Origin of the sequence: Rohdeia mirabilis (assembly GCA_007750655.1) — a bacterium.
GTDB lineage: Bacteria > Planctomycetota > UBA1135 > UBA1135.
This window is the reverse complement of sequence record CP036290.1, coordinates 2,799,500-2,811,335: the sequence shown is the minus strand read 5'-3', so window position 1 is coordinate 2,811,335 and position 11,836 is coordinate 2,799,500. Positions and strand designations below refer to the sequence as shown.

Below are 11,836 nucleotides of genomic sequence, written 5' to 3'. Positions count from 1 at the left end.
TCGACCGGATGGAGGACGATCGGGCGGTCCTCGCCGGCGTGCGCTCGAGGCGTGCGCGCCGCGCCGCGCCGCGGAGGCAGGACGTGAGGACGCAGGACGCCGGACACACGGCAGCGGACACAGCGAAGCGCATCGGCGCCCGCTCGAGGAACGCTCACGCGGCGCGCGCCGCCCGAGCGGACCGTGGCAGGGCAGGAGGGACTCGAACCCCCAACCTACTGATTTGGAATCAGTCGCTCTACCGATTAGGAGCTACTGCCCTGTGCGCGATCGGCCCGTGCCGACGTACGCGGGGCGGGAGTGTAGCCGAGCCACGCCGGCGGATCCACGTCCAGCTCCATCCGTGTCGCACGGGTTCGCGGACCGCGCCGCCGCCACGTCGCCGCCGCGCGGGCGTCGATCCGCGGCGCGGCGCCGGACCATCGGTGCCGGCGGGAGCGGTCGACCGCGACGACCCACGGTCGAGCCTCCGGGTCCGGGTCCCCGGCCGCGGCGGCCCGGTCGCTAGTGGTGTGATTCGCTCTGTTGAGGCATTTCGGCGTTCCGTACGGGATGCGATGCAAGGCGCGCCGACGACTCGACTTCGCTGTGAGTCTCGGAGGAGGCGCAACGCAGCAGCGCGCCCGTACGGGACGATGGAAATGCCCCAAAAGAGCGAATCACACCACTAGGACCGGGCCATCGCGCCGGACGGTCCCGTCACAGGTAGAGCAGCGACTCCAGCACGGCCTGGGGCACCGTCTCCGCCAGCCACATCAAGGGCGCCTTCATGCCCAGCTCCTGCAGGTAGTTCTGGCGGACCTTGTCGAGCAGCGTGTCGCCGTCGGCGTACAGCAGCGTCAGGATCACGAGGTCCTTCATCGACGCCAGGTCGCCGATCTCCGCGGCACCGATCAGGCCGTACACCAACGGACCGCGCAGGTAGTACGAGCTCTTGTCGACCTTGCCGTCGTCCGGCACTTCGAACTGGTTCGAGTACATGGGCGAACCGTCGCTCTCCCGCAGGGCGATGATGCCCCAGGTCTTGCTGCCGTCCGGGTGCCACGCCCAACCCTGGGCGCGGGCGAGATCGATCAGCACCCGCTGGGCCGACCACCAGCGCGAGTCGGTCGGCTGGTAGGCGAAGGCCACCGCCTTGCGCAGCGCGTTCGCCTGGATGCAGGCCTCGTAGGGCTGGGCCGCACAGCGGTAGCTGCTCGCGCTGGATCCACCGGGGGTGACGCTCCAGGCCGCCTTGCCCTGGCACGTGGCCTGGACGAATCCGCTCGGCGTCTGGGCCAGCCAGCAGATGTCGACCAGCACGTCGATCGGACGTCGCAGCCAGTCGCGTCGGTCGGGGGGCAGCAGGCTGTAGGCCTCGACCGCGATGTCGAGGTTCCAGCCCTCGGCGCGGCCGGCGGAACAGCCTTGTCCCGGTGCGGCCTGGACCTGCTCGAGCAACCAGCCGTAGCGCCCGTACTCCGAGCCTCCCTTGCCTTCCCAGTTGTCCGCGCGGTTCGCCATGGCGCGCGCCACGAGCATGTGCTTGGCGATGCGGTCGTTGGCCGCGCCGGCCAGCATCACCGGCTCGTACAAGTAGCGCCCGCCGTGCTGGCCGTCGAAGGAGCCGTAGGCGCGCAGGGCCGCCTCGTAGATCGCCGCGCCCGGGTCGGTGCTGAAGCGATCGCCAGCCGTCGTGAAGCCGAACGGCTCGACGTCGGCGATGAACTTGTTGGTGTGCCCTTCGCCGATCGCCTCGGGGACGATCTCGAAGCGGAAGTCGATCTGGTCGTCCAGACCGTTCAGGTAGACGTACGTGTCCAGGTCGATCGGACTGCCGACCGCGTCGTACAGGTTGGACATGTTGCGGTTCGAGTCCACCCAACAGCCGGCGATGTGGTCGAGGATGCCCTCGGGCACGCCGGCTCGCATGGCTTCCATGCCGGGCGTGTACTCCATCGCGTAGCCGCCGGTCGCTCCGCCGTAGGGCACGCCGCGCTGTTGCACCCAGCCGAGCGCGCCGTGCGGAGTGCCGGTGAAGGGTTGCTTCGTCAGCAGCGTGTCGCGCGTGCTGTTCCAGTCGTCGCGGGCGCGATCGATGAACGTCTGGCGCGAGTAGTGCGAGACCAACGGCAACGCGGTCGCGTGGGCCGTGAACCAGGGCGTCACAGGGTTCCAGAAGGACCAACCGCCACCTTCGGCCAGGCACACGCCCCAACCGCGCCACTGGGCCTGACGTTCGGCCAGGGCCAGATCGCCTTCGCGGTACAGGACCAGACGCGCGTGGTACTCACCGAGCTGGAGCAGCGTGTGCGGCCCGTTGTCGGCGATCACGTAGCGGTTGTCGCCGTTCGTCCCGGTCGTGTTGTACGCGTCCGGACGCGGCACCACGCTGAGCGCCTTCCAACCCGCCGGCAGCTCGAGGCTCGCCATGTCGAAGCGGATGTCGGGGTCCGGGCTCGTGACGTCCGAGTTGTGCCAGATCAGGTCGACCTCGATCAGCGGGGAGTGGCGCATCGAACGCACCCAGGCGCGGTAGCCGCCGTAGGGCCCGAGCTCGCCGCCCAGGGTGATCTCCGCGTACACGGGACCGATGGAGATGTCGCCGGAGATCGACGTCAACAGCCGCGACTGGACGCCGTCCGCACCAGCGATGCGCAGCGAGACGCCGTGCTGGTAGAGACCGATGGTCTCGAGCGGGACCAGAGGCTGTGCGAGACTCGACGTGCCGCGCACGATCTCGACCTGGTCGGTGCCGATCGGCGCGTCACTCCAGGCCGACAGTTCGATCGACGCGATCGAACCGTCGGCGTGGAAGCGGCACGGCTTCCACTGGGTGATCAGCACGTCGGATCCCGCTCGCAGACTGAACGGCGACGGCAGTCCGGGGACCAGCAGCGCGTCCTCGCCGCGCGGAAGTGGGAGCACCAGCCGCAGAAGGGTCGGGCCCTGCGTCGGGCCGATGGTCGTGCGCGCCACGACGGGCGGCGACGTGCCCTGGGCCAGCGCGTTCGGCGCTCCGAGGCCGAGCGCGGTGGCGAGGAGCGCGGCCGACGCCGTCGCACGCAGCGCGCTGGCGAGGAGCGCCTGGCCGATCGTTCGCGAGCGGCGCGGAACGGCCGGCGCGGTCGGAAGGTCCGTGGGTGAGTCGGTGTGGGTCGGGAGGTCGCTGGCGCTGGTGGCGGCGAGAACGGCGGTCCGAACGAAGGTGCGCACGGCGCCCACGTTCGGCGTCGTCGCACCGCGCCGGAAGGCGGGGTCGAATTCCATGGTGTGGATCGGGGACGTCCTGGGGGATCCGACGGGTCGGACGGGGCGGGATCGCGTCGCAACACGCGCTCCTTCGGGCTCCGTCTCGACCCATCGTCTGGGGCGGTGTCCTTCTCGGACACCGAGCGTTGGCCGGCCCCGGAGAGCCCTGAGCGCCTGACGTCTGGGGGAACGCGGCGCTGGGGGAGAAGACACTCCGGCGTGGATCGCAGGAGCGGACGCACCGGGTCCGTCGATCGGTTCCACCCGATCCTCCGCGCCGTCGTAAGTGCGCGTGTGGACGCGCTTCGCTTGCGACCATGGCTCTCCGCCAAGTACCGTGGTGCCCCGATGCACAGCCTCGAAAGCACTCCCGAAGAGGATCCGGCCGCCGGCGCGGCTCCCGATCCGCACGCCCAGGACGCGGACGATGCCGTCCAGGAACCGGAAGCGAGCGCAGCCGAGGAGGACGACGGCGAGGACGATCCGGATCCCGCTCTGGCCGAGCGCGAACTGCCCGATCGATCCGAGATCATGGCCGCTCTCGAGCGGGCCTTCGCCGACGACGCTGTGCTCCCAGGGGTCCTCGAGCGCTACGCCGAGCACGCTCTCCTGGTGCTCGAGGGCACGCGGCGCCTCAATCTGACAGCGATCTTCGATCCCGACGAGATCGCGGTGAAGCACTACCTCGACTCGTGGCGGGCGACGCGTCAGCTGCCGCTCATGGGACGCAGCGTGGTCGACCTCGGTTCGGGCGCCGGCTATCCGGGCATGCCGACCGCGCTGTGCGAGCCGAACTGCAGCGTCACCCTGGTCGAGACCCGGCGCAAGAAGGCCGACTTCCTCCAGGAGACCATCGACACGATGGGCGTGAAGAACGCGCGGGCCGAGTGGGCGCGCGGCGAGGACTACCTGGCGCGCAACAAGGCGGACATCGTCTTCATCCGCGCGCTCAGTTCGGTGCGCGAGAACATCCGCCTGCTGCGCAAGGTGCGGCACTCCTTCAAGGAGCTCGTGATGTTCAAGGGTCCGTCGTGGTCGCGCGAGATGCGCGCGGCCGAGCGCGAGGCCGAGCGGCTGGGCTTCTATCTCGAGACCGTCTTCGAGCACGATCTGCCCGGCGACATGGGGCATCGCGCAATCCTGGTCTACCGCTCTCCCGGAGCGCGCTGACCCGCGCGCCCGACCGTTCCCGAGTGGCCGCCGTTCGAAGCGTGGCGGCGGGACACGACCTTCGACCGACGAACGATGCCGCTCTGGGCCTGGATCGCGCTGGTGCTGGGCATCGTCTTCCTCGTGGTGTTCGTCATCACCGTGGCGAACTACCCCGAGGACGGCAGCTTCTGAGCGGGCGCTTCCGGACGGGTGGAGCGCGCGGATCCTCGGGTGCGCGGAACGCAATTCTCGTGCGCGCGGAACGCAGAAGGCCCCGGTCAGCGCGCTGCGCCGACCGGGGCCTTCTAGGTGGGAGCGTCGCTTTCGCGTCACTCCCCTTGAGCGTGGTGCCCGAGGGGGGAGTCGAACCCCCACCCCGTTGCCAGGACATGGACCTGAACCATGCGCGTCTACCAATTCCGCCACCCGGGCACTGTGGAGCGGAGACGGTAGTGACCGCGGAGCGGCGGGTCAACGCCCCGTCGGCAGGAAGATCCGACCTGGAACGGGCCGCGCCGGATCGGTCGCCCGTGCGGCTATGCTCCCGGCGTGGCACGGGACTCCGAGGAGATCCGCGTCGTGGCGTCGAACCGCCGCGCGCGGCACGACTACCTGATCCTCGAGGAGTTCGAGGCGGGGCTCGTGCTCGTGGGGTCCGAGGTCAAGAGTCTCCGCGGTGGCAAGGCGTCGATCCAGGAGGCCTACGCGCTCGTCCGCGGCGAGGAAGCGCTCCTGATCGGGGCGCACATCCCCGAGTACCCCTGGGCCCACCAGCACAACCACGAGCCCACGCGCTCGCGGCGGCTGCTCCTGCACGCGAAGCAGATCGCGAAGATCGGCAAGGCCGTGCGCGAGAAGGGCGTGACGCTGGTGCCGCTCGCGCTGTACTTCAAGGGGCACCTGGTCAAGTGCAGCCTGGCGCTGGTCAAGGGCAAGAAGACCCACGACAAGCGGCAGGCCGAACGCGAACGCGAGGACCGGCGCGAGATGCGCCGCGCCGCGACCCGCCGGACCACCTGAGGTCGCCAGCGGCAGGCGTCCGCGTCGCTCCTTCGGTCGTCGAGCGCCCGCTCGACGGATCGGCTCAGGTGCCCGCTGCACACCCGGCGGGAACGGCGTGTCTGGGGGAGTGGAGCGGCGGCCGACGGTGCTATGATCCGAGCAGGAACGAACGGGGGCGCACTGGTTTCGACTGGTTCGACAACGCCCGCGGTCGCGTGTCGAGGATCCTCGGTCACCTCGTCAATCATCCGAGGAAGGCAATTTACCTGCCAACAACGATTTCGCACTCGCTGCCTGATTCAACTCATGTAGCCGTTCGCGCCGGGAGTGTCCGCGGCCCGGCGTGAACGACACTCAGCGGACTGGTCGCCGCCCCGCGCCTCGGGGGAACGCGACGAGACTTTCCGAGGCTGGATCCGATGCAGCTCGCCCCCGGGCGGCGGAGGGTCGAGATACAAATCTGGGGACACACACGTAGACGCCGCGGTGCGGGGCGTTCCAGGACGCGGGTTCGATTCCCGCCGCCTCCACCATCCATTTCGGAACGGGCGCGCAGCGCCCGCACTTCGCAGGGCCACCCCGATCCGCAGGCGGATCGGGGTGGCCCTGCTGCGTCGCGGGCGCCGCGCGCCCGTTCCGGAATGGATGGGAGCTGTTGGTCAGGCGGCTGGCGCCGTTGGGACGCCGGAACGATGCGTCACTGGCGGTCGCCCGCACTTCGCAGGGCCACCCCGATCCGCAGGCGGATCGGGGTGGCCCTGCTGCGTCGCGGGCGCCGCGCGCCCGTTCCGAAATGGATGGGAGCTGTTGGTCAGGCGGCTGGCGCCGTTGGGACGCCGGAACGATGCGTCACCGGCGGTCGGCCGCACTTCGCAGGGCCACCCCGATCCGCAGACGGATCGGGGTGGCCCTGCTGCGTCGCGGGCGCTGCGCGCCCGTTCCGAAATGGATGGGAGCTGTTGGTCAGGCGGCTGGCGCCGTTGGGACGCCGGAACGATGCGTCACTGGCGGTCGGCCGCACTTCGCAGGGCCACCCCGATCCGCAGACGGATCGGGGTGGCCCTGCTGCGTCGCGGGCGCTGCGCGCCCGTTCCAAAATGGATTGGGTGCTGTTGGTCAGGCGGCTGGCGCCGTTGGGACGCCGGAACGATGCGTCACCGGCGGTCGGCCGCACTTCGCAGGGCCACCCCGATCCGCAGACGGATCGGGGTGGCCCTGCTGCGTCGCGGGCGCCGCGCGCCCGTTCCGAAATGGATTGGGTGCTGTTGGTCAGGCGGCTGGCGCCGTTGGGACGCCGGAACGATGCGTCACTGGCGGTCGCCCGCACTTCGCAGGGCCACCCCGATCCGCAGGCGGATCGGGGTGGCCCTGCTGCGTCGCGGGCGCCGCGCGCCCGTTCCGAAATGGATGGGTGCTGTTGGTCAGGCGGCTGGCGCCGTTGGGACGCCGGAACGATGCGTCACTGGCGGTCGCCCGCACTTCGCAGGGCCGGTTCGAGGTCGTCGGTGGATCGGGTTGGCGCTGCCGTTTCCGAATCCCCCGGCCCGTGACGCAGCGAGCCGACGCCCGGTGGGGGCGGCGGCTCGCTGTCTTCCACCGGCTGGTGGACGAGGTTCTGGGTGGCGCTCGATCAGGGAAGCAGGTCGACGTCGACCGCGTTGCTGACGAAGCTCAATCCGCCCGTGCCGTCCCAGGCGAGGAAGGCGTGGTGCAGGGTCAGACCGGCGAGGCTCGCCTGGGTCCCGGCGGGCAGCGCGAGGGTCGCGTGTCCACCGCCGTCCGGGCCGAGCACACCGAGCGTCTCCTTCAACTGGGTGCCGTTGAAGCTCGAGAGCGTCAGCGTGGTGTAGGCGTCCGGCACGATCGGCGCGGAGAAGCCGCCGCCGAGCGGGATCGCCGGAGACGTCCCCGTCGCCGATCCGACCACGAAGTAGATGTGGCCGGCGCGCGCGGGACCTGCCGCGAGGAAGAGTTCGTGGCGACCGCCGTTCGACAGGGAGACGGTGGTTGGGTGGGCCACCAGCGGCTCGTCCTGGAAGGTCCACAGGATCGGCTCGATGCTCGCGGCGCCACCCGGTCCGAAGCCGTTGCCGGCGACGCGCACGAGTCCCGGTTCGACGTCGAGATCGGTCACGCCGACGCTCGTGTACCCGTGGGTCGCGGCGAGCGCGTCGAGATCGATCTCGACGCCCTGGGGACCTTCCCAGAGAGCGGCGTGCGTCCCGTTCGCGTCCGTCACGCGACCGAGCAGGAGCCCGCCCTTCGTGTCGGACAGGGAGACCGCGGTCGCACCGGCGGGCAGGAACTCGACGTGGTCGGTCGACCGTTCGCCCCACAGGTACGCGCGCGCGTCGTTCCCGAAGTAGGCCGTTCCGATCACGAGACCTCCGTCACCGGTGTGCAGGTAGCTGCGACTCGAACCCGGCACGTGCCAGTCCTCCCAGCTCGCGGCGCTGCCGCTCCAACGGGCCGCGTGCACGACGCCGAAGCCCATGTTGCACGAGCCGTACTGGTGCTGGTCGTCGAGTCCCGTCGCGCTGCTGCCCCAGGCCACGCTCGGTGTGAGCCAGGTCGGTGAGCCGGTCGCCGTCTTCCAGAACACGCCGTCGACGGTCGTGCTCTCGTCCGAGTAGCGCAGCGTCCCCACGTGCTGGGTGCCGTTGGTCTCCGAGACCGAGCCGATCTCCCAACCGCTCGGTTGGATGTCGTGGTGCTGGTGCGTCACCGGATCCCAGGTCGCGGCGTGCTGGTAGTAGCCGGTGCCCTGGGGCGTCGTGTACGGCCACCACCACCAGCCGACCGCGCGACCGCCTTCCGCGTCGCTGATCGAGGAACCCGCCGAGTTCGGCGGGACGAGCCCCTGCGCGAAGTGCCCGAGGGCGTTCCAGCGTCCGCCCATCGACTGGTTGCCGTGGAACGGCGAGACGTGCTGGCCGTTGCCGTAGACGTCGATGCCGTCGACGCACGACGCCGCGTTGGTCGAGATGCCGAAGGGATCCATCCGACGCACCGACGACCATGTACCGACCGTGGGCGGGGTCCGCAGGGAGAGCGACGCCGCGCCGCTCGTATCGGAGCCGCACGCGTTCGTCGCGACGAGGCGGTAGTCGCCGACGTCGCTCGCGCCGACCCCACTGACCACCAGCGTGTCGGTGAAGGCGCCAGAGATCGTGCTGCCCGTCCCGGTCGGACCGTCGACGAGCGGCACACCGTCCTTCTCCCACTGGAAGCCCATCGGCCCGCTGCCGGCGAAGAACACGTGCATCGTCGCCGCGAGTCCGGGCCAGGCCTCGACGCTGGCGGGCGCCGTTCCGGCGATCGGGCAGTCGCTCGTGAACAGGCGCTCGACGCGGTCGGTACCGGTCGACGCGTCGTTGCCACCGATCGCGTAGAGGAAGTCGTCCGGGCCGAGTACGAACGCGAAGTTGCGTCGCGGGACCTGCATGTCGGGACCCTGGGTCCACGTGTTCGTCGCCAGGTCGAGCGCCCAGCAGTGCGGGCTCGTGAGGAGGGCGTCGGTGGACCCACCGACCACGTACACGCGGCCGTCCGCACCGGTGGCCGCGCGCGCGCCGCTGATCGGTTCGGGGAGCGGCGGCACGACCGTGGTCGACCAACCGTTCGTGGCCACGTCGTAGGCCTGCACCACCGCGGTGCGAGCACTGCCGCTCGTGCGTCCTCCGATGACCAGCAGGCGACCCGTTCCGTCGTTCACGCCGGCGGCGTCGGTCACACCGATCGGGAGCGATGCGACGGTCGACCACGTGTCGGTCGAACCGAGGTAGCGTTCGACGAGGGTCGAGTACGAACCACCTCCCAGCGCGTAGACGCGGTTCGCATCGTCGGTCGCGAAGGCGAAGCCCGTCTCAGGAGCTCCCGCGCTGCGATCGGCGATGTCGACGTTCTGCCCCTCGTTGCGGTCGTACCGGTAGTTCGAGGCGGTGTCGCCCTCGGGATCGTCGCCGTCGAAACCGCCGAAGCAGACGATGTTGCCCAGGTCGTCGATGCCGACGCCCTGGCCGATGATCGGTCCCTCGAACTTCTCGTGGGTCGTCCAGCCGCCGCCTGCGGTCCAGCCGTCCACCCGACTGTCGTTCGTGCCGAACCACGGCCGGCCCGCGAGCACGAGGATCTCGCCGCTCTCCACCAGGCCGATGCCGAAACTGCGCGCGGCTCCGCCCGTGGGGACCGGAGCGATGTCGGCCCAGGTCTGGGCGAGGGCCGGCGCGGCGAACATCCCGAGCAGGGCGCCGACGCCGAGCAGGCGCACGGGATCGAGGACGTGTTTCGAGGGGATGGGGAGGGGGCGGGGCGCGAGAGGGAGGGGCATCGAACTCGACATGGCGCGTGTGGGGCGGGGTGGAACGGGAGTCACGGACGCTGCCGCGAGACTCGGGCGACTACTGACAGTCGACGCCGGGGAGCGAGCGCCGGATGTGACGACCCCGTCATTCGGCACCGATCGGGCCGCTGCGCACGACGCGCGTCCGACGGATGGTCCCCGCGCTCCGCCGGTCCGTCCGCGATCGGCGCGATCGTGGAGCCGGCTCGACGAGCCCTCGACTCGTCGCGACCGTCGAGTGCGAGTTGGGGCGGGGCCAGGACGGGGCTGGGACAGGTCGTGCGGCACTGCGCCCGCGGCGCGCCCCGCACCGGCTTCCTCGCGCAGGTCCTCGCCGCTCGCCAGATGGCCCGTGGGCCCGCGCCGCGCGGCGAGAAGCGCACCGCCACGGGCTCGAGGCGCTTCGGGTGACGCCTCGGGGCGGGAGGCGGATGCCGCTCGACGAACGGACGGGCCCAGCTCAGCGCGCGGCCCGCTCGTCGTCGCAGCGGGTCGTTGCAACGGGGCCTTGCAACGGGGCCATGCAGTGGTGGCGGTCCCGAACGCGCTGGTCGCGATCGGCCGGTCCCGGTGGGGGACCTGACCCTCGCCGGGGTCGGGTGCCGTCCGAGGCCACGCGCTCGAAACCGTGCCGACTCGTCCCAAACGTGAAGGAAATGCGGCGACGACGGCTGGAGCGGTGCGCCTGGGCCCCTACCATGCTGCGCCAAACGTCCCACCCCTCGGCCGCCGACTGCGGCTCCGGCTCCGCCCCACGCCCCCATGCCCGTCATCAAGAACCGACGCGGCCTCGACCTCCCCATCCACGGCGCCGTCGAATCCTCCGTCATCGAGGATCGGCTGGACATCGGAACGGTCGGGCTCGTCCCGCGCGAGTCCCACGGCCTGAAGTGCCGTCCGCTCGTCCAGGAAGGTGACCGCGTCGCCAGTGGTGCGCCGGTCTACGCCGATCGTCGGGACCCGAACACGCTGTACACCGCGCCGGTCTCGGGCACCGTTCGCGCGATCGAACGCGGCGCGCGCCGGGCGGTGCTCTCGATCCAGATCGATCGGGACGGCAACGACGAGGCGCGCTCGTTCGACGTGGCGAGCGCGAAGAAGGATGCGTCCGCCCTGCGCAGTCTAATGCTCGAATCGGGCCTTTGGAGCACCTTGCGCCAGCGCCCCTTCGACCGCGTGCCCGCGAGTGACGCGACCGCCGGAGCGCTGTTCGTCACCGCCCACGACTCGCGTCCTTTGGCGCCGCAGCCGCTCGACGTGCTCGCCGGTGCGAGTGAACCGTTCCGCGTCGGACTCGAGGCGCTGCGCCGACTGACCGAAGGGAAGACCTACCTCTGCACCAAGGCCGGCAGCGACTGGTCGGCCCTGACGCCCGACGGTGTCGAGACGGTCGCGTTCGACGGCCCGCACCCCTCGGGTACCGCGGGCCTGCACATCCACCGGTTGCACCCGGTCGGCGTCGGACGCAGTTCGTGGCACATCGGCTACCAGTCGGTGGCCGACGTGGGCCGTCTGCTCCTGACGGGAGCGGTGCCGACGACGCGCGTCGTCGCGCTCGTCGGTCCCGACGCCCGCGCGCCGCGCCTCGTGCGCACGCTGCGCGGCGCTTCGACCGCCGAACTGCTCGCCGGTGAGTCGACCGCACGCGACCTGCGCGCCATCGACGGCTCGGTGCTCGAAGGGCGCGAGTGCTCGCCGGGAACGCCCGGCGGCTTCCTCGGTCGCTACTCCAACCAGATCACGCTGCTCGAGAACGAGACGCGTCGTCGTCTCCTGAACTGGGCGTTCCCCCTGGACGGTCGCTTCACCGAGACGAACACCCTGTGGGACAAGTGGATCCGCCGGCGCCTCGTGTTCGACACCGACACGAACGGCAGTCTGCGCGCCATCGTCCCGATCGGACAGTTCGAGCGCGTCATGGCGTTCGACATCCTCCCGACCCAGCTGATCAAGGCCCTCGCCAGCGGCGACGTGGAACTCGCTGAGAAGCTGGGTGTCCTCGAGATCGCCGAAGAGGACCTCGCTCTGTGCCAGTACGTCGACAACTCCAAGCAACCTCTGACCGAGATGCTGCGCGAGATGCTCACCGAGATCGAGAACGAGGGCTGA

The 11,836-nt window shown here is 70.6% G+C and carries 5 protein-coding genes, 2 tRNA genes and 1 other RNA gene; 4 read left to right on the top strand and 4 right to left on the bottom strand.

Annotated elements, in window-relative coordinates; genetic code table 11:
• Positions 1-184: 184 nt before the first annotated feature.
• Together Pla163_RS10480 and Pla163_RS10475 are read right to left on the bottom strand one after the other, a co-directional pair.
• Positions 185-262 (bottom strand) — tRNA-Trp (locus tag Pla163_RS10480).
• Positions 263-699: 437 nt separating this feature from the next.
• Positions 700-3,249, bottom strand: coding sequence for a lysozyme family protein (locus Pla163_RS10475; protein ID WP_145187612.1), 2,550 nt, complete (start codon positions 3,247-3,249; stop codon positions 700-702).
• A gap of 330 nt (positions 3,250-3,579) precedes the next feature.
• On the opposite strand from Pla163_RS10475, the gene rsmG reads away from it, so the two are divergent.
• The gene (rsmG, locus tag Pla163_RS10470) at positions 3,580-4,401 is read left to right on the top strand and encodes a 16S rRNA (guanine(527)-N(7))-methyltransferase RsmG (protein WP_145187609.1); all 822 of its coding nucleotides are present in this window, start codon (positions 3,580-3,582) and stop codon (positions 4,399-4,401) included.
• A gap of 327 nt (positions 4,402-4,728) precedes the next feature.
• Here rsmG and Pla163_RS10465 read toward each other — a convergent pair.
• A tRNA-Leu gene (locus tag Pla163_RS10465) sits at positions 4,729-4,815 on the bottom strand.
• 117 nt (positions 4,816-4,932) lie between these two features.
• Here Pla163_RS10465 and smpB point away from each other — a divergent pair.
• Both smpB and ssrA read left to right on the top strand, forming a co-directional pair.
• Complete coding sequence (gene smpB, locus Pla163_RS10460; RefSeq protein ID WP_145187606.1) at positions 4,933-5,403, top strand: SsrA-binding protein SmpB; 471 nt, start codon at positions 4,933-4,935, stop codon at positions 5,401-5,403.
• Positions 5,404-5,556: 153 nt separating this feature from the next.
• Positions 5,557-5,918, top strand: a transfer-messenger RNA (tmRNA) gene (ssrA, locus tag Pla163_RS10455).
• Positions 5,919-7,015: 1,097 nt separating this feature from the next.
• Here ssrA and Pla163_RS10450 read toward each other — a convergent pair.
• Complete coding sequence (locus Pla163_RS10450; RefSeq protein ID WP_419185798.1) at positions 7,016-9,715, bottom strand: tRNA wybutosine-synthesizing protein 4 beta-propeller domain-containing protein; 2,700 nt, start codon at positions 9,713-9,715, stop codon at positions 7,016-7,018.
• A gap of 774 nt (positions 9,716-10,489) precedes the next feature.
• On the opposite strand from Pla163_RS10450, the gene nqrA reads away from it, so the two are divergent.
• Entirely contained in the window at positions 10,490-11,836 is a 1,347-nt protein-coding gene (gene nqrA / locus Pla163_RS10445; RefSeq protein WP_145187600.1) for an NADH:ubiquinone reductase (Na(+)-transporting) subunit A, read from the top strand.

Bases quoted from the DNA above. Each gene is read 5' to 3' on its own strand.
- Pla163_RS10475 (WP_145187612.1), bottom strand. From the start codon at position 3,249: ATGGAATTCGACCCCGCCTTCCGGCGCGGTGCGACGACGCCGAACGTG.
- rsmG (WP_145187609.1), top strand. From the start codon at position 3,580: ATGCACAGCCTCGAAAGCACTCCCGAAGAGGATCCGGCCGCCGGCGCG.
- Pla163_RS10450 (WP_419185798.1), bottom strand. From the start codon at position 9,715: ATGCCCCTCCCTCTCGCGCCCCGCCCCCTCCCCATCCCCTCGAAACAC.
- nqrA (WP_145187600.1), top strand. From the start codon at position 10,490: ATGCCCGTCATCAAGAACCGACGCGGCCTCGACCTCCCCATCCACGGC.